Origin of the sequence: Anaerosalibacter massiliensis, from assembly GCF_024623155.1 — a bacterium.
In the GTDB taxonomy this organism is placed as follows: Bacteria; Bacillota; Clostridia; order Tissierellales; family Sporanaerobacteraceae; genus Anaerosalibacter; species Anaerosalibacter massiliensis.
Genome location: NZ_JANJZL010000014.1, coordinates 26,211 through 45,371 on the forward strand (window position 1 = coordinate 26,211; position 19,161 = coordinate 45,371).

The window sequence follows — 19,161 nt, forward strand, 5'->3', positions numbered from 1 at the left end:
ATACTTTAGAATTGCTTCCAGCCAAGGCAATCCCTCTCTTAAAAGATTATTTAGCCTACTCTTCCCTTCATAGCTTTTAAATATACAGTTTTACTTAATCAAATATTATAGCTATTATTTAATGTTTTGTCAATATATTTTAACATTATTTCTTATCTTTTTAAAAAACTTATACCTTCTTCAATTTCAAACATTTTTTGTTCTCCTGATTTCATATTCTTTATTGTTATTTTTTCATCTTTTAACTCGTCAGGCCCTAATATTATTACATAAGGAATTTCTAATTTATCTGCATAGTTAAATTTTTTACCCATTTTACTTTCTTCTAGATATACTTGTATATTAATTCCTTCATCTCTTAACTTATTAGCGATTGCTATTCCTTCCTTTAAGCAATCTCCCATAGGTATTATAAGTGCTTTTACCAAACTCTCCTTTTTACTTTCAATAATTTTTGCTTCCTTAAGTTGATAAAAAAGTCTAGTAAGACCTATAGACATTCCAACACCAGGTAAATTTTGTTTTGTATAGTATTTAGATAAATTATCATATCTTCCACCAGAACAAATACTGCCTATATCCGGATGATTGTCTAAGAATGTTTCATATACAGTCCCTGTATAATAATCTAAACCTCTTGCAATAGTTAAATCTATAGCCATATTCTCATCAGGTACTCCAAAATATTTTACATAATCCGCAACTAAGGAAAGCTCTTCTAACCCTAATTGAAATTCTTCATTATCAATATTCATATCCCTTAAGCTATGTAATATATCTCCATTTTTTCCTTCTATCTGTATGAATTCAATTATTTTATCTATAGCCTCCATATTTATACCTATTTCAGATAGCTCCTTCTTGACGCCTCCAGTTCCTATTTTTTCGATTTTATCTATAGCCCTTAAAACTCCAGTTCTATCTTCTATATTTAGCCATTCAAAAAATCCATTTAGTATCTTTCTATTATTTATTTTGATAGTGAAATCACCAAAATCTAAATCTTTAAAAGTAGAATACATAATACTTGGAATTTCTGCATCATTTATAATATCTAATTTTCCATTACCTACAATATCTATATCACATTGATAAAACTCTCTAAATCTTCCCCTTTGATTTCTTTCTCCTCTATAAACCTTTCCTATCTGATATCTTTTAAAAGGAAAATTTAACTCAGGAAAGTATTGAGCTACATACCTTGCTAAAGGCACTGTTAAATCAAAACGTAAAGACAAGTCATTACTTCCCTTTTCAAATCTGTATATTTGTTTTTCTGTTTCTCCTCCGCCTTTTGCTAATAGTATTTCTGATTTTTCAATTATTGGTGTATTTATTGGCAAGAAACCAAATTTCTCATAATTTTTTCTAATAATATCTAACATTTCATTGAATAAAATTTGATCTGAAGGTAATAGTTCCATAAATCCTGGCAATATGGAAGGTTTTACTCTCTCTTTATCCATTGTATTCCCCCCTAAACATCTATTATACTAATATTTATAATATCATTTTTTTTGAATCTTTCAAAGCATATAAGTGAAATTCTAATTTTATTTACTTTTTCTTATTGAGAGGAACTGTTATATTACATAATTCACATCCTTTACAAAAATCAACATTTTCCATAAATACATTTTGGATTATATCTACTATTTCATCATTCTTATGTTCTTCAGTTACATGAATAATTATATGCTTTGGTGCTATCGTAATCAAAGAACTTATTAAAATATCTTCTTTATTGATTCCATCTTCTGACAATTCATTAATAATATCTTTTAAAAAATCGCCATCTATTTTATTATTATCCTTATCATATAATTTATATTCTCCATTTTCTATAAGCACATTTACCAAATCAATTTTAGGTTCTTGAATATCTACAAAATACTGAAGTATATTTATAAATTCCCTGTATTCCTTAACAGCTGAAAACTCATCTATGCTTCTTTTTATAATTTGGTTTATCATTTCATCCATAGACTTCAACCTAAAGCTTACAAAACCATCTATTAGCATCATGTTAGTAACAGATATATAATCATATACTTCTTTAAAGATTAACTCTCTCTCCTTTGTAATGCCCTCTTCACTATATAAATTTTTATAAGCTAACTGAACAATTTCAATTTTTTCTTCCCTATTAAAATTAACATAATTCATAAAAACTTCTTTTAATATCATATCTTTTAAATAGTATTCAATAATTATTTCAGTTATAAATATAGATAAGTTATTATAAAAATTTTCATCTTTATACTCATTATAAAATTTCAGAAAAAATCTATCATTAATTTTTTCTTCTTTAATTTCAATATTTTCTCCAAAATCATAATTATTAACTATATCTTCTATATGAACTTTATTCTCTTTTAATCCAATAGATAACAATTATAACCCTCCTCTCTTTCTTACAATACTAGTAGTATACGTTTTTGACATAAGTATATACTCTTAATAAAGTTACAATATTAACAATATAAACTAATTATTGTACCAATATCAATAATTTTTTCATCGCTTAAAAAAATTAGGTTTTTTTTGTATTTTTTTAAAAAACTATAAATTCTCTCCTTATCAGGATGTTTACTTAATTTTCCTGAAATAAATATATCTTTATTGGATAAATTTCCAAAACAACCTCCTATAAATCCATAATTAAACCCTTCCAAGTCTATATATCCTGGTTTAATTAATAATGTGTCAATACCATAATCCATCATTTTTTTATACATAGGGTAGTCAGAAGTAATAATTGCTGTTTCATCTACAATTGCCATAGAGCATTTTGTATATCCTTGATTTACATGAATCAAATCTATTCCTTCTTTTTTTAAATAAAAAAGAAGTTTTTCATCTGTATATTTTAAATTATGTACTCCATAACCATAAACTCTTCCTACATTATATGCAATATCTTCTGGATAGTCCTTTGATAAGATCTTTTCACCCTTTATAAGATGTATACCCGTTCTAGAAAGCTTTTCTTCATAATATTCAAAAACATTTGGTGCTACAATTAAAGTATTGTAATTTATTGGATGCATTACAATATCAGGATGATAAGATATTGATTCATGAACTTCTTCACATTTAATAGTTTTTATAGCCATTATATCCATTCTTTCTAAAAAATTAATTATATTTTCATTTACTCTACCATCTATAATAACTAAATTGCCCTTTCTATATGGTATGAATGGATTTTCTTTTGTCATCTAAACTCCTCCTTAAATAAAAAACCTTCTATTTTTTTTATAGAAGGTTTTTTATGGAGGCGGCACCCAGATTTGAACTGGGGATAAAGGTTTTGCAGACCTCTGCCTTACCACTTGGCTATGCCGCCATATTCAATTTGATTATTACTTTAAAACAGTAGTTCTAAAGAACTTTTCCAACTAAGTGATTCACACAAAACGAAAAGCACGTTTTGGTTCTCTACTTATGCCTTACCACTTGGCTATGCCGCCTATATCTAATCTGGAGCGGAAGACGGGATTCGAACCCGCGACCCTCGCCTTGGCAAGGCGATGCTCTACCACTGAGCCACTTCCGCACATCATTTAACATTTGTTTTTCATTATGAATAGATTCATAGTTTAGCTCTACCACTAAGCGATGAACACCAAATCATAGATTTGGGTTCCCTGCTTATACCACTGAGCCACTTCCGCATATTACTTAGAAATAATGGTGCCCAGAGGCGGAATCGAACCACCGACACGGGGATTTTCAGTCCCCTGCTCTACCGACTGAGCTATCTGGGCAACTTAGCCACAATTGATAGTATACATTACTAATTAAATAAAGTCAATACCTAAATTAAAGATTCTAGATCTTTTTTTGAGAAATTATATTTTTTATTACAGAAATGGCATACAATCTCTGCCTTTCCATCCTCTTCTATAATATCTTTAATTTCTTTTTCTCCTAAACTTTTAAGAGCTTTTTCTATTCTATCCCTTGAACAGTTACATTTAAATTCTACTTCCTCTTTTTTAAGAATACTCATATTAAACTTTCCAAATACTTCTTTAAGGATGTCCTCTGGTGTAAAACCTTTATCTATCAATGTAGATATAGGTTCTGAATTTTTTATAGATTCTTCTAGTATATCAATATCTTCATCTGATGCATCTGGGAGCAATTGAACAATATATCCTCCTGAAGCTTTCACAGATAAATCTTTATCCACTAATACTCCTAAATTAACTGCCGAAGGCTGCTGTTCAGAATGTGCAAAATAATAAGTTAAGTCCTCTGCTATTTCTCCTGAAACTATATTTGACTGTCCAATATAAGGTTCTTTAAGTCCAAAATCCTTTATTACAATAACTCTTCCATTTCTTCCTATTGCTCTACCTACATCTAATTTTCCATTATTCTTCAATGGCAAATCTACCATAGGGTTTCCCACATAACCCCTAACTTCACCTTTTGAATTAGATGAAGCTACTACATTCCCAATAGGTCCATCACCACGAATTTGAATAGATATAGAATCGTTATCACCTTTCATCATTCTTCCCATAATACTAGCCGCTGTTAAAGTTCTCCCCAGTGCAGCTGTTCCTGTAGGCATTGTTTTATGGATGCTTCTTGCTTCTTCTACTAAATTAGTAGTATTGGCAATAAATATCCTTATACTTCCTTTTTCATCTATAGCTCTAATAACATAATCCTTCATAGCTAACTCCTTTTCTATATTGTTCTAGAGATATTTAAAGCCCCTACACTATTAGGGGCTAGTTTGCTACAATTTATTAAAAAATCATTATATTCAATTATAGTTTTTTAACGCTTGTAGCTTGAGGACCTTTTTCACCTTCAACTATTTCAAATTCAACTTGTTGTCCTTCTTCTAAAGTTTTGAATCCATCTTCTTCAATTGCTGAATAATGTACGAAAACATCTTCACCATCTTCAGTGGAAATAAAACCATAACCTTTTGTAGCATTAAACCACTTTACTGTTCCATTAACCATTTAAAACATTCCTCCAATACAACTAATTTAATATAGATGAGTATGTAATACCCTCTACTTTCCCTAATATTATCACAGTTAAATACCGTTGTCAAATAGTATTCTCTTAAAAATATCTAATTATTCATATAAATATCAAACTATTTTTTCACTATAAAATTAATTCTTTCACTATTTTTATTAGGTTTATTAAATGTAAATGCATCATATATTGTTATTTTATTGAATCCTGATTTTCTTAAAAGATCCTCTATCTCTTTAATATTATAGGCCCTCTCTATATGTTCTTCATCAAATCTTATATACCCTTCCTCACTGGCCTTAATAAAAAAGTTTAAATTAAATTGAGTTAATTTACTATTCTTATCAAAATAGTTTTCCCATACATAATATATATTTTCCCTATCTTCAATAAAAATATTATTTCCTATAATCTGACTCAATTTATAATAAGAGTTGATGTCAAATATAAATATGCCATTATCTTTTAAATGATCATATACATTTTTAAATATCTGCAAAAGCTCCAATTCATCAGTAATATAGTTGATACTATCACATATGCATAGTATACTATCAAACTTCTTACCTATATTAAAGTCTACCATATCTTGTTTTAATAAATGTACATTTTTAAATTGCAAAAGCTTATTATAGGCTATGGAAAGCATTTCTTCTGATCTATCAAAACCAGTCACACTATATCCTTCTTTACATAAATAATAAGTTAAACTTCCAGTACCAGAAGCCATTTCCAATATTTCTTTAGGATCTACAGAGAATCTTTTAAATATCTCCTTAATATATAAAAACCAACTTTCATAATCTACATCATCCATAAGTTCATCATAATACATAGCAAACTCACTATAACAACTCATATTCTATTCCCCTAATAAGTTTTCTAATATTGACTCTAATATATCTCCAGCTGAGCCATTTAGAAGTACATCACTATAGTGATCCATTACAGAAGTACCTTTATTTATAATAATTAGATTTTTAGCCATTTGTGGCAAATAATTAACTGGAGACACTGCTAAGCTGGAACCTACTACTATAAGTAAATCACTACTACTTACTTCATTAGAAGCTATATTAAAATCTTCAGGAAGCATATCGCCAAAAAATATTACATCTGGTCTTAATATTCCTTGACACCTGTCACACTTTGGAGGTATTTGCCCATTATTAACTTTCTCCGTTACTACATCTAATGGTACTGTATTTCCACAATTCATACAGCTAGCTTCCCTTGTGTTTCCATGGACCTCTAAAATATACTTTGAACCAGCTTTATGATGTAGATTATCTATATTTTGAGTTATTATGCCTTTTATAAAACCTCTCTTTTCCATTTCTGCTAAAGCGAAATGAGCTCTATTTGGCTCTGCATCTGTCATATTTAAAAGCATTTTATAACCTTTATCATAAAATTTTTCTGGATTATTGTATAGGACTGAAGTCGATAAGAGCTCCATAGGATCTACATTTTCCCAAAGCCCTGTACCTGGACTTCTAAAATCTGGTATTCCACTTTCTGTGGAAATTCCTGCTCCTGTCAATACCATAGTTTTAGAAGATTCTTCTATTAATTCACTTGCCTTTTTAATCTTGTCCATATCCATTAACAATTCCCCCTATTTATTTTAAAATTTCACTATATTATTTTTTATTTTTTAAAGTATTCTTCTTTAACATTTCTCTTTTCTTTACAGTAATAAGTCCTCCTATTCTTCCAGACTCCTTGGCTGTAAGTCCTCCCCAACCTACCTCTTCTATCTTTTCCATAAGACCTAATTCATTAGCTATTTCATATTTAAGCTTATCTTCTAATGTTTCTATTTTTTTCTTCTTTTTTGACATTTAAACCCCTCCCCTATTTAGTATGGTAGGGAAGATTTTTTTTATTCCATTATTATCTATTTAAAGAAAAGTATATAATTATAGAATATAAAAAGTAATGATATACCTAGCAGTGGCATATAATCTAATATTGTAGAATTATGCTCCTCTAAAACTTCCTCTGCTTCCTTTTCACTTTCAGGTAATGCCTTATATAATTTATATGATATAGTTCCACAAATAATGGAAAATACAAGTCCAACAATTATGGCTAAAATATTAGTGAAAAAATCAGTTGGCATATCAATGGCTTCAGTAGGTATATTATCTGCTTTTTCTAATAAGAAATATCCAATAGCTAATGCAATAGCATTGTTAAACCCATGGCCAATCATAGAAGAATAAATAGAATCTGTTTTATATACTATAAGTCCAAATACAATTCCTAAAAAAATAGGCCCTAAAAGATTTTGAAGATTAAAATGATATACTCCAAATAATATAGAGGATATAATTATTGCCTTTTTCTTTCCTAATTTATCATATGAAGACATTATCATACCTCTAAACAATATCTCTTCACATATTCCTGGTGATAAAGATATAACTATCAAGCCTAAAATAAACTCTGGTGAACTTTCGGGTATAGGTATAGGTAATGGTTTTATTTCTATAAAACTGCTTAGTAAAAGAATAAATATATAATTTAAGAATGCCCCTACTGGATATGCAAAAATAACTATTAGCGGTACAAGTGCTATTTGCTTTATAGAAATTTTATTTAATTTAAGAACTTTCTTTAGACTATATCCCTTTACTTTTAAATACAATACTGTTGGAAGAAAAATTATTATATACTGGGTAATTAATAGACCAGTATATATTTCTTTTGATTGTACAAAACCCCCTAAGAATATTAATAAAATTCCTAGAATTAAATAAAGAATATTTGCTTCTAAAATACTAACTTTTTCTCTTTTTCTATCCATATTTACCTCCTAAACTCTTTTACTTAATTGTATCTTTTTTCTTGCATCAAATCAAATAGATTGTTCTAATCACACAGAAACAAATATAATATAGTATAATATAATATATTAATAAAATCTGAGGTGAAAATATGGAAAAATTAAATGTAGGAATAGTCGGTGCAACTGGAATGGTGGGAAGAAATTTCCTTCGTATAATGGAAGAAAGAAACTTTCCTGTTAAGAATCTTTATCTATTTGCATCTAGTAAATCAAATGGTAAAAAAATAGTATTTAAAAAAGAAGAGTATAAAGTAGAAGAATTAACAGAAAACTCTTTTGACAAACCTATAGACCTTTTACTTTTCTCTGCAGGAGGAAATATTAGTAAAAAATTTGCTCCTATAGCTAAGAAAAAAGGTATCACTGTAGTTGATAATAGTAGTGCATGGAGAATGGATAGAGAAGTACCTTTAGTAGTTCCTGAAGTAAATCCTCAAGATATAGAATGGCATAATGGCATAATTGCTAATCCTAATTGTTCCACAATTCAATCTGTAGTGCCACTAAAGCCACTTCATGAAGCCTTTAAAATAAAAAGAGTTATATTTTCAACCTATCAAGCAGTATCTGGTTCTGGAGTAGCTGGCATGGAAGATTTAGATAATGGTTTAAAATATTTAGATCCTAAAAATTATCCTCATCCCATTGCATTTAACTGTTTGCCTCATATAGATGAGTTTACAGACAATGGTTATACAAAAGAAGAAATAAAAATGATTGAAGAAACTAAAAAAATATTAAATGATCAAAATATAAGGATAACTTCTACTACAGTAAGAGTCCCTGTGTATTTTGGACACTGTGTATCTGCTAATATTGAATTTGAAAATAATTTTGAATTAGAAAATGTATATGATATTTTAAGAAATTATAAAGGCATCGTAGTATTTGATGATATACAAAAAAATAATTATCCTATGCCTATAAATGTAAAAGGAAAAGATGAGGTATATGTAGGCAGAATAAGAAGGGATTTCAGTGTTAAAAATGGTATTAATATATGGATAGTCGCTGACAATACAAGAAAAGGAGCAGCTACAAATACTATCCAAATAGCTGAGCTTTTAATTAATAAGAATAAAATATAGGAGGTTTTATAATGAGTATTTTTAAGGGTTCAGGTGTTGCTATAGTAACACCATTTAAGGGTGAAGAGGTAAACTACGAAAAGTTAGGAGAACTTCTTGAATGGCATATCAGCGAAAAAACAGATGCTATAGTTATATGTGGTACTACCGGAGAATCTGCTACTTTATCTAATGAAGAGAAAAAAGAAGTTATTAAATTTGCGGTAGAAAAAGTAAATAAGCGTATACCTGTAATAGCGGGAACAGGAGGTAATGATACAAAAAGCTCAATAGAGCTTAGTAAGTATGCAGAAAAAGTTGGTGCTGATAGTCTTTTAATTGTAACACCATATTATAATAAAACTACTCAAAAAGGCCTTGTAGAACATTATTTAACTATAGCGGACAGCGTAAATATTCCTATTATTGTATATAATGTACCAGGAAGAACTGGACTTAATATTTTACCTAAAACTTTAGAAAAATTATCTAAACATCCTAATATCCGTGGTGTAAAAGAAGCTAGCGGAAATATTGCTCAAGTAGCAGAAGTTGCCAGACTTTGCAAGGATAACTTTGATATTTATTCTGGAAATGATGATATGGTAGTACCTCTTCTTTCTTTAGGTGGAGTTGGAGTTATATCAGTAGTAGCAAATATTATTCCAAGAGATACCCATCAGATGGTATATTCTTATCTTGAAGGTGATATAGATAAATCTAGGGAATTGCAGCTAAAAATGAAACCTCTAATTGATTCATTGTTTATAGAAGTTAATCCTATTCCAGTAAAAGAAGCTATGAACTACCTTGGTATGAATGTAGGTCCTGCAAGACTTCCGCTTACAACTATGGAATCTAAAAATCATGAAATATTAGTAAATGAAATAAAATCCTATGGATTAGTATAAGGAGGTAGACATATGATTAAAGTCCTTATAAACGGATGTCATGGTCAAATGGGAAAAGTAGTGTCTGAAGAAATTAAAAAGGATAGTGAAATGGAATTAAAAGCTGGTGTAGATAAAAATGCACTAGATAATAATAGTAATTTTAAAATATATAATAATATACATCATTGTAATGAAAATATTGATATAATAATAGATTTCTCTCATCCTAGTTCTTTACTCAACCTATTAGAATATGGAATAGAAAAAAATATCCCTATAGTTATAGGAACTACTGGACTTAGCCCTGATGATATAGAAAAAATCAAAGAAGCTTCAAAAATAATCCCTATATTCTATTCTGCCAATATGTCATTAGGTATAAATGTTTTAATATCTATGGTAAAAAGTATTTCCCCAGTACTGGAAGATTCTTTTGATATTGAAATAATCGAAAAACATCATAATAAAAAAATTGATGCTCCAAGTGGTACAGCCTATATGATTGCAAATGAAATAAACAAAGAATTAGATAACTCCAAAAAATATATATATGGAAGAGATACAAAAACTGACAAGAGAAAAAAAGATGAAATAGGAATACATGCAATAAGAGGGGGCACCATAGTAGGAGAGCATACAGTAATTTTTGCTGGATGTGATGAAGTTATAGAGATAAGCCACAGTGCATCATCTAAAAAAATATTTGCACAAGGAGCAATTAAAGCCGCTAAATTTCTATATAACAAAGAAAGTGGACTCTACAATATGGAAGATCTAATTAATAGTTAGTATTTATAACAAATAACCTTGTATATCTTTTAAAAGATATACAAGGTTATTTATTTCTAATAAAAAGTAAAAATATAAGGTATATTTCTATAATAATTTCCATAATTAAGCCCATAACCTACTGTAAATACATCTGGCGTAGTAAATTCTACATAATCTGGCTTTAAATCTATTTTTGTCCTACTAGGTTTGTCTAACATAGCACAAACTTTTATACTCAATGACTAAATCAAAAGACCAGCTATTAAATGTCAATTATTTAAAAGATGCTAAGGTAATAGCTCAATTAGTGAAAGATGGTAGGTATTAAGAACCTGTTATTTCTGAAGGTATATATGCAAAATTAAGTTCAATAGAAAATAAAATCCATCGATGTATAGATAAGTATTTTCCTGATCTTCCAACTGTTTTTAAAAATATAGAAGGGAAAGCTTCTAGAGTTTTATTATAAATAGCCTGTCAAAATGGCAGGTTATTGTTATTCCATTAGATGGGATTCTAGTATTTGTTCTTTTCTAAAGCCTTGTAACCCTAAATAATGCTCTAAATTATTTAATAGATAATTTAATTTTATTGGACCTATTAATTCTGAACCTGTTACCGCTACTCCATATTTACTTGCTTCTTGTTTTACTAATTCAAAGGCCCTATATAGCGGTGTAGCTGCACAATCAAACATATTCATAGATACTACTGTTCCTTCTCTTTCAGGGAATTTAATTCCTACTGCTCTTACTGTTGAAAATCCGCCACTTGGTCCTCTTACTGCTTTAGCTATAGATTTTGCTATACTTAAATCTTCTGTTGCCAAGAATACATTATATGCTGTTAATCCTTCCATATCTGCACTTACTATTGTTGCTCCATATCTATCGCTTAGCTTTCCGTCTACTGATAAATCTGGTTTTCTGTTTTCGTAATCTGGGTTACTTTTGTCTTCTAATAGGACTTTTAGTCCTTCATATTGGCCTTTTCTTATGAAGGATATACTCTTTTTATCTTCTGTCCTTGCATTTGCTGCTGAGAAATAGATTGGTACTTGATGTTTTTCAAATAATTCTTTTCCTATTTCCTCTGCTAATTCCACACATTCTTCTAAGCTAATATTTCTAAGTGGGAATAGAGGAATAGTATCTTGAGCACCTATTCTTGGGTGAGTACCTTTTTGTTCCCTCATATCAATTAGTTCATAGGATTTCCCTGCCATGGCAATTAAGGCTTTCTTTAATGGTTCTGGTTCTCCTATAATTGTGAGTACCGTTCTATTAAAATCATGTTCTGGTTCTACACTTACTAACTTTACACCTTCTCTACCCTTTATTTCATTAGCTATAGCTTCAATAACATCTTTTCTTCTACCTTCACTAAAATTTGGCACTGCTAAAATATATTTTTTACTCATATGGATCCCCCTCTACTAAATAATCAATAACATGATAGCATAAATTTTTTATCAATTCATTGTATATATTCTATAATTTTCCCCGGCTATCAACTTAGTATCTTATAGTATTTTGTAGAAGTTCATCTATTTTATCTTTTGTAAATTGATTCTGAATTATCTTTTCAAGGCATTAAGCTCCATATTAAAATTCTCCTCATTTTTCTTCGTATCCATAGCCTTTCTTAACCTTTCTGGCGTAACTGGTAATTCTAAAATCCTTACTCCCGTTGCATCGTATATAGCATTTAATATGGCAGGAGCTACTGGTATCATAACTGGCTCGCCAATTCCCTTAGCACCATAAGGAGCCGTAGGTTCTGGATCCTCTATTAAAATTTTTTCTACATCTATCATGTCCATAGCTGTAGGTATTAAATATCGAGAAAATTTATTGCTTTTAATCTGTCCTTTGACTAAGTTTAAATCTTCAAACAAAGCATATCCTAAAGCCATAGCAAAACCGCCATCCATTTGCCCCTCTACTAAGCGAGGATTTACTGCCCGGCCTACATCTTGGGCAAATCTTACATTTAGGATTTCTACTCTTCCTGTAAGAGTATCTACTTCTAATTCAACTCCACAGGCATTAAAGGTATAAGGCCAATAAGGAGCTCCTTGTCCAGTTTCTGGATCCATCTCAACAGTTTGAGCTATAAATTCTCCTTCTGCTTCAATTGTGCCATCTCCATATTTATTAACCAATTCTTTGAAGGAAATCCGCTTTTCTGGGAAAAATCCTAAATATATTTCCCCCTTTTCCACCATTAACCCATGAGTACTGTTTAATCCTAGCTCTTCTTTTGAAATCTCTATTAATTTATCTTTGAAGTTTTCACAAGCTATTTTAATAGCATTTCCAGTATTATAAGTTTGACGACTAGCTGCAGCTGTGCCTGAGTCTGGCATAAGACTAGTATCCTCGGATATGAATAATAAATTCTCTGTTGAAAGATTTAAAATTTCGGCACCTATTTGAAGGAGAGCTGTTTTAGCACCTTGACCTACTTCAGTAGCTCCAACATATATTCCTATCTTACCATTATCATGTAATCTTAACTTTGCTTTTGATACATCAGGGAATCCATTTCCGTAGCCTGTTCCGTAAAAAGATATTCCAATTCCTTTTCCTCTCTTTTTCATTTAGCCTCCTCCCCTCTATGATAAAAGTCCATTCCTTCAACTACTTTTTCCAAACATTCTTCTAAAGGTACTGATTCTGTTAAGACTTGTCCTGTAGCAGTAACGGAACCTTTTCCAAACATATTAATCATCCTTATGGATACTGGGTCCATACCTAGTTCCTCTGCCAGAATATCCATTTGTTGTTCGTGGGCTATAGGTACCTGAGTTACTCCAAATCCTCTCATAGCTCCTGCAAAAGGATTGTTGGTATAGACTGCATAACTATCCACTACTACATTAGGTATATAATAAGGTCCAGTTATATGGACTCCTGCTTTCCTCAAAACATTTGTGCCCCAAGAAGCATAGGCTCCTGTATCTCCAATGATCACAGCCTTCATAGCCAATAGCTTACCATCTTTGTCAGCTCCAGTTTTACATTTCATAATCATAGAATGTCTTTTAGAATGGGCAATGAAGGATTCTTCCCTTGAATAGATTACTTTTACAGGTATCTTAAGAGTATATACTGCTAAAGCTAAATGAGTTTGAAGGCTTATATCCTCCCTACCACCAAAAGCCCCTCCCACATTGGTATTTATTATCCTAATTTGGTCCTGTGGCAAATTAAGGTTTGCAGCAACTTCCTCCCTATCATAATGAGGATATTGAGTAGCAACCATGATGGTTATTCTACCTTTATCATCTATGAAGGACACCCCTGCCTCTGGTTGTAAAAAAGCATGGTCTACCATATGGGTCTTATAGGTGTTTTCAACAATTGCATGGCTATTTTTGAAGCCTTCTTTTATATTTCCTTTTCTAATCTTATAATAATACATAATATTGCCACTTTCATGAACTTTTGGTGAATTTTCGTCCATAGCTAATAATGGGTCAAATACACCTTCTAATTCATCATAATGAACCACTATCTTTTTTAAGGCTAATTCACAAACCCTTTCAGACTCTCCAACAACAAAAGCAATTGGATCTCCAATTCTTCGCACTTTTTTCTCACAGAAAACCTCATGGTCTTTAAAGACTACTCCATGGCTATTTTTAGGCACATCCTTATAGGTGAATATCTTAATTATCCCCTCTAACTTTTCCGCCTCTCTAGTATCAACCTTTATATAGGCATGAGGCTTTTCAGATCTAAGGGTTTTGCCATAGGCCATTCCATCCATATATATATCTTGAGGGTATAAAGCTTTTCCTGTAACCTTACTATAAGCATCTACCCTTATAAGGTTTTTACCGACTACATCTAATCTCATCTTCTTCCCTCCTCTAAATATTTTATGGATAGTTCTACTGCATCTACAATCTTGTTATATCCCGTACATCTACATAGATTTCCAGAAATCCCTTCCCTTATTTCCTCCCTTGTAGGATTAGTATTCTTATCTAATAGTGCTTTTACAGACATTATCATCCCCGGGGTACAGTATCCACATTGAACTGCTCCCACATCTATAAAGGCCTGTTGGATTGGGTGAAGTTCTCCATTTTGTTCTAATCCTTCTATGGTCAAAATATTGCTACCATCAGCTTGAAAAGCCATAACTAAACAAGAGTTAACTGTCTCTCCATCCATTATTACTGTACAAGCTCCACATTCTCCTTCTCCACAGCCTTCCTTAGCTCCAGTTAATCCTAGCTCATCTCGGAGTAAACCTAAAAGCTTTATATTTTCATCTACATTTAAAGTATAATCCTTTCCATTAACATTTAATTTTATATCCTTCATGCCCTCACCCCATCTAGAAATTTAATCCCATCTCCTATTGATTCTCTAAGCATACTTTCTACAGCTACTCTTTTATAAGGTAGAGTTGATCTTCCTTTTAATCTTTCATCCATAGATTGTTGCACTACCTTTATAGCTTCATCTATAGTTCTTTCGTTTAATTTTTTCCCACATAAAAATTCCTCTACTTCTAGTTCTCTCATAGGATATTTACCTAAAGAACCACTAGCTACTCTTATTGTTGTTACCTGTCCCTTTTTGTCCAATTCTAGAAAAGTAGCTATAGAAATCCTTGAAATGGCTAATGCTTTCCTAAGACCTAATTTGGCAAAGCTTAAAACTCGATTTTCTGTTGGCTTTTTAAAATCAATACTTACTAGTAATTCATCTTCCTTCATTCCATAATTAGCTTTATCCTTATAATATTCTTCTAAAAGCACTTTTCGTTTCCCGTTTTTACTAGCTAGAGTAATAGTGCTACCCAAACAGATTAAAGGAGGGATAGAATCTGCAGCAGAAGAACCATTAGCAATATTTCCTCCTATGGTGCCTTTATTCCTTATTTGAGGAGAACCTACTAGTCTACAAGCTTTGTATAATCCCCATAAGTTTTTCTGAAACAATGAGCTTTCAACTATTTTGGTAAAAGTTACCCCAGCTCCTATTTTTATAAACTCTCCTTCATCTTTTATAGATTTAAGCTCATCTATACTAGAAATATCGATTAATACTTTAGGAGTAATTTTTTCATTTCTCAATGCGATAACTATATCTGTTCCCCCAGCAATTATCTTTGCATTTTCTCTGTATTTTTCCAATAATTCCACAACTTCATCTATGCTTCTAACTTTATAAACTCCCTCCAATACCATTTTCTTACCTCCCTTAACTAATTTTGTTTAGAAATGCCGCCTTCCAATGGAAGACGGCATCCTATTAGAGTAGGGTTTTTAATATAAATAATATGGCCAAAATATACATTACAACGGATACATCTTTATGTTTTCCAGTTAGTACTTTTAAGAACACATAAGATACCATACCAAATACTATACCTTCTGCAATACTATATGCTAATGGCATCATTATTATTGTTAAGAAAGCTGGTATTGCCTCTGTGAAATCGTCTAGATCTATGTCCTTTATTGGGCTCATCATAAAAAGTCCAACAAGGATTAATGCTGGTGCAGTTGCTGCTTTTGGAACTATGGTGAATATAGGTGCAAATAATAAGGATAAAGCAAACATACAAGCAGCTGAAAGAGCAGTAAGTCCAGTCCTACCACCTTCCGCTACTCCAGAAGCAGATTCTACAAAAGTAGTTACTGTACTAGTTCCTAAACAAGCTCCAAATACAGTACCAACGGCATCAGCAAATAATGCTTGACTAACCTTTGGAAGCCTTCCTTCTTCATCTAACATCTCTGCCTTTGAAGCTACTCCTACTAATGTTCCTACAGTATCAAACACGTCTACAAATAAGAAAGTAAATACAACAATTAACATATCCCATGAAAAAATATGTTGCCATTCAAATTTAAATGCTACATCTTTTAATGATGGTGGAAGAGATATTAGCCCAGTTGGAGTAGGAGTTACACCCATAGGTATTCCTATTATAGTCGTAAGTATGATACCTATTAGCAATGCTCCTTTAACATTTTTAGCCAATAACATTCCCATTATCAATAGCCCTATTAGTGCAAGTAATGGTGCTGACTGAGTCAAATCACCTAACTGAAGAATAGCTCCACCTTGTTCAACTATCCCTGCTGATACAAGACCTATAAATGCTATAAATAATCCAATTCCTACAGAAACTGCTTTTTTCAAGTTTATTGGAATTGCATCAAATATAGCTTCTCTTACCTTAAATAAAGATAATATTATAAAAATAATCCCCTCTATAAACACTGCAGTCAGGGCAAATTGCCATGATTTTTGCATAGGTCCTAAGACTACTGTAAATGTGAAGAATGCATTTAACCCCATTCCTGGCGCTAAAACAAAAGGATAATCAGCATAAAAAGCCATTATTAAAGTTGCAATAACTGCTGATAATGCTGTAGCTGTAAATACTCCACCCTTATCCATACCTGCCTGTGACAAAAGGTCTGGATTTACAACTAGAATATAAGCCATAGTCATAAAACTAGTAATACCTGCAAAAATTTCAGTTTTTACATCAGTATTATGTTCCTTAAGTTTAAACTGTCTCTCTAAAAATCCGCTATTGGTTGCTGATTGACTTGACATAGAGCTCCCCCTTAAATTAAATTTATATAAAACTGTACCCTCCTTTATTTAATGATTAATATAATAACAAAAGTTTCTTTCAAATATAGCAATTCTACGGAAACTTTTGTCAAAAATCATTTCAAAATCATATATCATTCAACTATTGGGGAAAGAATTTTAAAATTGTTTACATCTATAAGCCCCTTATCCGTAATCTTCCAAGCTGGAGATGTTGATAAAGCTAAAAATGATAGATGCATAAATGGCGCATGTATCTTACAGCCTAAATTTTTCTTAACTTTTTCTTCTAGTTCAGCTATTTTTTCACTAACTTCATATCCATCTAGTTCATCAGTTATTAAACCGCCTACTGGCAATCTCATATCGGAAAGTATTCTTCCTCTATTGGCTATAGCTATACCTCCGCCTAGTTCTATAACCCTATTAACTGCCAAAGTCATGTCCCTTAAATTGGTTCCCACAACTAAAATATTATGAGTATCATGGGCTACTGATTCTGCAAAAGCTCCCTCTCTCATACCAAAACCTTTAACAAAAGCTTTACCAATATTTCCTGTCCTACTGTATCTTTCTATACAGGCTATTTCCAAGGTATCTGTGGTCACATCTGGCACAGCTACTCCACCATGTACCTTTACAGTCTCTTCTAATTTGGCTGTTAAGTTTTGATCTGGAATAACGTCTATACATCTAACCCTAACTGTAGGTCCCTCTGCCTCAATCTGTAGATCCTTTTCACTAATAGGCCCAATTTTGACGGAATTCTTAACTTCTGGTGGATAAGTATACTTAGGTAAATCTATTAATAATCTACCTTTTGAAACCACTAATTTACCATCTATGAATACTCCTTCTACAGTCATTTCATTTAAATCATCTATAACTACTATATCTGCCATCTTTCCTGGAGCTAAAACTCCCACATGGTTTAATCCAAAATAGGTAGCTGGGTTTATGGTAACCATTTGAATGGCTTCTACAGGGTTTACCCCTTCCTTAATAGTTCTCTTTACTATTTCGTTCATATGACCTAGAGTTTCTAAATCCGCTGCCACCATATCATCGGTAGCTAATATACACCTTCTCGAATCCATGCCTTCTTCCGTAACAGCTCTAACACATTCAGCCATATTCCTTTGAGTAGAGCCTTCTCTCATAAATAGATAAACTCCTTGTCTTAACTTCTCCATAGCTTCTTCTTTAGTTGTAGTTTCATGACAAGAACATTTTCCTCCAGTGGAGATTATATGGGCTGCTAGTTCACTACCAAATAGTTCTGGTGCATTACCATCAACTACCATATTTTTAGACCTAGCATACATAGTTGAAGCAAGTAAATCCGTAATAACTTCAGGTGTATTCCTATAAACATGTTTGGCATTGCTAAATCCTTGAAGTTCACCTATTCCAATTATGTTTTTATAGTTTAATAGTTCTTCCATATCCTTAGATGTTACATCAACCCCAGCTGTTTCCAAATCTGGACAATCAGGAGTTAGTGCTGGTACTACTAAATACACATTGTTTGGAACTAAGTCTATTTCATCAGCCATAGCCTTCATACCAACAGGTCCCAAAGCATTTCCTATTTCATGTGGGTCTGCTACTAGCGTAGTAGTACCCGACAGAATGGATAGTCTAGAGAATTCTGTAATAGTTAACATACTGGATTCAAAATGCATGTGAGAATCTATGAAACCAGGTGATAAATATTTTCCTCTAACATCAATTACTAAAGTATCTGGTCCTATTAAGTCCTTGCAATCTCCTAGTAATAATATATATTTACCTTTGATGGCAATATCAGCTGTGTAAATTTCTCTTGTAATAACGTTTACAACCTCTCCGTTATATAAGACAATATCAGCAAAATCCTTATCGCCCATAAGCACATCTATTAAATTCCTATACTCCATTGCCATCTTTATATATTTGGTGTCCAATTCTACTACCTCCTCTCTTTTTCAATG

19 protein-coding genes, 3 tRNA genes, 1 pseudogene and 1 other annotated feature (1 of these 24 cut by a window edge) are annotated in these 19,161 nt (G+C 31.5%); of the genes and pseudogenes, 3 read left to right on the forward strand and 20 right to left on the reverse strand.

Annotated features, from left to right (window positions below; all coding sequences use genetic code 11):
- Window positions 1-80: a binding site (T-box leader), on the reverse strand (it extends 124 nt beyond the left edge of the window).
- A gap of 72 nt (window positions 81-152) precedes the next feature.
- The 12 genes from hisS to NSA23_RS14295 all read right to left on the reverse strand — a co-directional run bounded on the left by hisS (window position 153) and on the right by NSA23_RS14295 (window position 7,822).
- Window positions 153-1,466 carry a histidine--tRNA ligase gene (gene hisS / locus NSA23_RS14240; protein ID WP_257490652.1) on the reverse strand — a complete coding sequence of 438 codons (1,314 nt, stop codon included), beginning with the start codon at window positions 1,464-1,466 and terminating at the stop codon, window positions 153-155.
- 91 nt (window positions 1,467-1,557) lie between these two features.
- On the reverse strand, window positions 1,558-2,394 hold the full coding sequence (ytxC, locus tag NSA23_RS14245; RefSeq protein WP_257490653.1) for a putative sporulation protein YtxC: 837 nt from the start codon (window positions 2,392-2,394) through the stop codon (window positions 1,558-1,560).
- An 80-nt stretch (window positions 2,395-2,474) separates the two neighbouring features.
- Window positions 2,475-3,221 carry a DUF6873 family GME fold protein gene (locus NSA23_RS14250; protein ID WP_257490654.1) on the reverse strand — a complete coding sequence of 249 codons (747 nt, stop codon included), beginning with the start codon at window positions 3,219-3,221 and terminating at the stop codon, window positions 2,475-2,477.
- Between the two features lie 54 nt (window positions 3,222-3,275).
- Window positions 3,276-3,349, reverse strand: a tRNA-Cys gene (locus NSA23_RS14255).
- A 135-nt stretch (window positions 3,350-3,484) separates the two neighbouring features.
- Window positions 3,485-3,559 (reverse strand) — tRNA-Gly (locus tag NSA23_RS14260).
- A gap of 135 nt (window positions 3,560-3,694) precedes the next feature.
- Window positions 3,695-3,770: transfer RNA gene (locus tag NSA23_RS14265), tRNA-Phe, on the reverse strand.
- A gap of 50 nt (window positions 3,771-3,820) precedes the next feature.
- The gene (hslO, locus tag NSA23_RS14270) at window positions 3,821-4,690 is read right to left on the reverse strand and encodes an Hsp33 family molecular chaperone HslO (protein WP_042683303.1); all 870 of its coding nucleotides are present in this window, start codon (window positions 4,688-4,690) and stop codon (window positions 3,821-3,823) included.
- A 97-nt stretch (window positions 4,691-4,787) separates the two neighbouring features.
- Window positions 4,788-4,988, reverse strand: a complete 201-nt coding sequence (locus NSA23_RS14275; protein WP_154484491.1) for a cold-shock protein — start codon at window positions 4,986-4,988, stop codon at window positions 4,788-4,790.
- A 140-nt stretch (window positions 4,989-5,128) separates the two neighbouring features.
- Window positions 5,129-5,869, reverse strand: a complete 741-nt coding sequence (locus NSA23_RS14280) for a class I SAM-dependent DNA methyltransferase (RefSeq protein WP_042683301.1) — start codon at window positions 5,867-5,869, stop codon at window positions 5,129-5,131.
- Between the two features lie 3 nt (window positions 5,870-5,872).
- Entirely contained in the window at window positions 5,873-6,616 is a 744-nt protein-coding gene (locus tag NSA23_RS14285) for an SIR2 family NAD-dependent protein deacylase (protein WP_306419587.1), read from the reverse strand.
- A 37-nt stretch (window positions 6,617-6,653) separates the two neighbouring features.
- Window positions 6,654-6,854, reverse strand: a complete 201-nt coding sequence (locus NSA23_RS14290) for an alpha/beta-type small acid-soluble spore protein (RefSeq protein WP_042683300.1) — start codon at window positions 6,852-6,854, stop codon at window positions 6,654-6,656.
- A gap of 56 nt (window positions 6,855-6,910) precedes the next feature.
- Window positions 6,911-7,822 carry a type II CAAX endopeptidase family protein gene (locus NSA23_RS14295; RefSeq protein WP_050069898.1) on the reverse strand — a complete coding sequence of 304 codons (912 nt, stop codon included), beginning with the start codon at window positions 7,820-7,822 and terminating at the stop codon, window positions 6,911-6,913.
- A 131-nt stretch (window positions 7,823-7,953) separates the two neighbouring features.
- Here NSA23_RS14295 and NSA23_RS14300 point away from each other — a divergent pair, with 131 nt between their 5' ends.
- Genes NSA23_RS14300 through dapB form a run of 3 tightly spaced genes read left to right on the forward strand, consistent with a single transcriptional unit; the run spans window position 7,954 to window position 10,613 of the window.
- A complete protein-coding gene (locus tag NSA23_RS14300) occupies window positions 7,954-8,952 on the forward strand; it encodes an aspartate-semialdehyde dehydrogenase (RefSeq protein WP_042683299.1) in 999 nt (332 codons plus the stop codon).
- A gap of 11 nt (window positions 8,953-8,963) precedes the next feature.
- Complete coding sequence (gene dapA / locus NSA23_RS14305) at window positions 8,964-9,842, forward strand: 4-hydroxy-tetrahydrodipicolinate synthase (RefSeq protein WP_042683298.1); 879 nt, start codon at window positions 8,964-8,966, stop codon at window positions 9,840-9,842.
- Window positions 9,843-9,854: 12 nt separating this feature from the next.
- Window positions 9,855-10,613 carry a 4-hydroxy-tetrahydrodipicolinate reductase gene (gene dapB / locus NSA23_RS14310; RefSeq protein WP_042683297.1) on the forward strand — a complete coding sequence of 253 codons (759 nt, stop codon included), beginning with the start codon at window positions 9,855-9,857 and terminating at the stop codon, window positions 10,611-10,613.
- A 56-nt stretch (window positions 10,614-10,669) separates the two neighbouring features.
- Here dapB and NSA23_RS14315 read toward each other — a convergent pair.
- The 8 genes and pseudogenes from NSA23_RS14315 to ade form a co-directional block, all read right to left on the reverse strand.
- A pseudogene (locus NSA23_RS14315) lies at window positions 10,670-10,831 on the reverse strand (hypoxanthine phosphoribosyltransferase); the annotation flags it as partial.
- 260 nt (window positions 10,832-11,091) lie between these two features.
- The gene (gene ftcD, locus NSA23_RS14320; protein WP_042683296.1) at window positions 11,092-12,015 is read right to left on the reverse strand and encodes a glutamate formimidoyltransferase; all 924 of its coding nucleotides are present in this window, start codon (window positions 12,013-12,015) and stop codon (window positions 11,092-11,094) included.
- Window positions 12,016-12,171: 156 nt separating this feature from the next.
- The gene (locus NSA23_RS14325; protein WP_257490655.1) at window positions 12,172-13,197 is read right to left on the reverse strand and encodes a xanthine dehydrogenase family protein molybdopterin-binding subunit; all 1,026 of its coding nucleotides are present in this window, start codon (window positions 13,195-13,197) and stop codon (window positions 12,172-12,174) included.
- The gene (locus tag NSA23_RS14330) at window positions 13,194-14,459 is read right to left on the reverse strand and encodes a xanthine dehydrogenase family protein molybdopterin-binding subunit (protein ID WP_257490656.1); all 1,266 of its coding nucleotides are present in this window, start codon (window positions 14,457-14,459) and stop codon (window positions 13,194-13,196) included. The genes NSA23_RS14325 and NSA23_RS14330 overlap by 4 nt, the downstream gene beginning before the upstream one ends.
- Window positions 14,456-14,932: a (2Fe-2S)-binding protein gene (locus tag NSA23_RS14335; RefSeq protein ID WP_257490657.1), complete on the reverse strand. Its 477-nt coding sequence runs from the start codon at window positions 14,930-14,932 to the stop codon at window positions 14,456-14,458. Before NSA23_RS14335 ends, NSA23_RS14330 begins: the two co-directional genes overlap by 4 nt.
- Window positions 14,929-15,804 carry an FAD binding domain-containing protein gene (locus NSA23_RS14340; RefSeq protein WP_257490658.1) on the reverse strand — a complete coding sequence of 292 codons (876 nt, stop codon included), beginning with the start codon at window positions 15,802-15,804 and terminating at the stop codon, window positions 14,929-14,931. The genes NSA23_RS14335 and NSA23_RS14340 overlap by 4 nt, the downstream gene beginning before the upstream one ends.
- Window positions 15,805-15,868: 64 nt before the next feature.
- A complete protein-coding gene (locus NSA23_RS14345; RefSeq protein ID WP_042683291.1) occupies window positions 15,869-17,188 on the reverse strand; it encodes an NCS2 family permease in 1,320 nt (439 codons plus the stop codon).
- A 134-nt stretch (window positions 17,189-17,322) separates the two neighbouring features.
- Window positions 17,323-19,134, reverse strand: coding sequence for an adenine deaminase (ade, locus tag NSA23_RS14350; RefSeq protein ID WP_042683290.1), 1,812 nt, complete (start codon window positions 19,132-19,134; stop codon window positions 17,323-17,325).
- Between the last annotated feature and the right edge of the window lie 27 nt (window positions 19,135-19,161).

What these genes read in the sequence shown, in the direction of transcription:
- hisS (WP_257490652.1), bottom strand. Translation starts at nt 1,466, where the DNA reads ATGGATAAAGAGAGAGTAAAACCTTCCATATTGCCAGGATTTATGGAA.
- NSA23_RS14250 (WP_257490654.1), bottom strand. Translation starts at nt 3,221, where the DNA reads ATGACAAAAGAAAATCCATTCATACCATATAGAAAGGGCAATTTAGTT.
- hslO (WP_042683303.1), bottom strand. Translation starts at nt 4,690, where the DNA reads ATGAAGGATTATGTTATTAGAGCTATAGATGAAAAAGGAAGTATAAGG.
- NSA23_RS14275 (WP_154484491.1), bottom strand. Translation starts at nt 4,988, where the DNA reads ATGGTTAATGGAACAGTAAAGTGGTTTAATGCTACAAAAGGTTATGGT.
- NSA23_RS14280 (WP_042683301.1), bottom strand. Translation starts at nt 5,869, where the DNA reads ATGAGTTGTTATAGTGAGTTTGCTATGTATTATGATGAACTTATGGAT.
- NSA23_RS14285 (WP_306419587.1), bottom strand. Translation starts at nt 6,616, where the DNA reads ATGGATATGGACAAGATTAAAAAGGCAAGTGAATTAATAGAAGAATCT.
- NSA23_RS14290 (WP_042683300.1), bottom strand. Translation starts at nt 6,854, where the DNA reads ATGTCAAAAAAGAAGAAAAAAATAGAAACATTAGAAGATAAGCTTAAA.
- NSA23_RS14295 (WP_050069898.1), bottom strand. Translation starts at nt 7,822, where the DNA reads ATGGATAGAAAAAGAGAAAAAGTTAGTATTTTAGAAGCAAATATTCTT.
- NSA23_RS14300 (WP_042683299.1), top strand. Translation starts at nt 7,954, where the DNA reads ATGGAAAAATTAAATGTAGGAATAGTCGGTGCAACTGGAATGGTGGGA.
- dapA (WP_042683298.1), top strand. Translation starts at nt 8,964, where the DNA reads ATGAGTATTTTTAAGGGTTCAGGTGTTGCTATAGTAACACCATTTAAG.
- dapB (WP_042683297.1), top strand. Translation starts at nt 9,855, where the DNA reads ATGATTAAAGTCCTTATAAACGGATGTCATGGTCAAATGGGAAAAGTA.
- ftcD (WP_042683296.1), bottom strand. Translation starts at nt 12,015, where the DNA reads ATGAGTAAAAAATATATTTTAGCAGTGCCAAATTTTAGTGAAGGTAGA.
- NSA23_RS14325 (WP_257490655.1), bottom strand. Translation starts at nt 13,197, where the DNA reads ATGAAAAAGAGAGGAAAAGGAATTGGAATATCTTTTTACGGAACAGGC.
- NSA23_RS14330 (WP_257490656.1), bottom strand. Translation starts at nt 14,459, where the DNA reads ATGAGATTAGATGTAGTCGGTAAAAACCTTATAAGGGTAGATGCTTAT.
- NSA23_RS14335 (WP_257490657.1), bottom strand. Translation starts at nt 14,932, where the DNA reads ATGAAGGATATAAAATTAAATGTTAATGGAAAGGATTATACTTTAAAT.
- NSA23_RS14340 (WP_257490658.1), bottom strand. Translation starts at nt 15,804, where the DNA reads ATGGTATTGGAGGGAGTTTATAAAGTTAGAAGCATAGATGAAGTTGTG.
- NSA23_RS14345 (WP_042683291.1), bottom strand. Translation starts at nt 17,188, where the DNA reads ATGTCAAGTCAATCAGCAACCAATAGCGGATTTTTAGAGAGACAGTTT.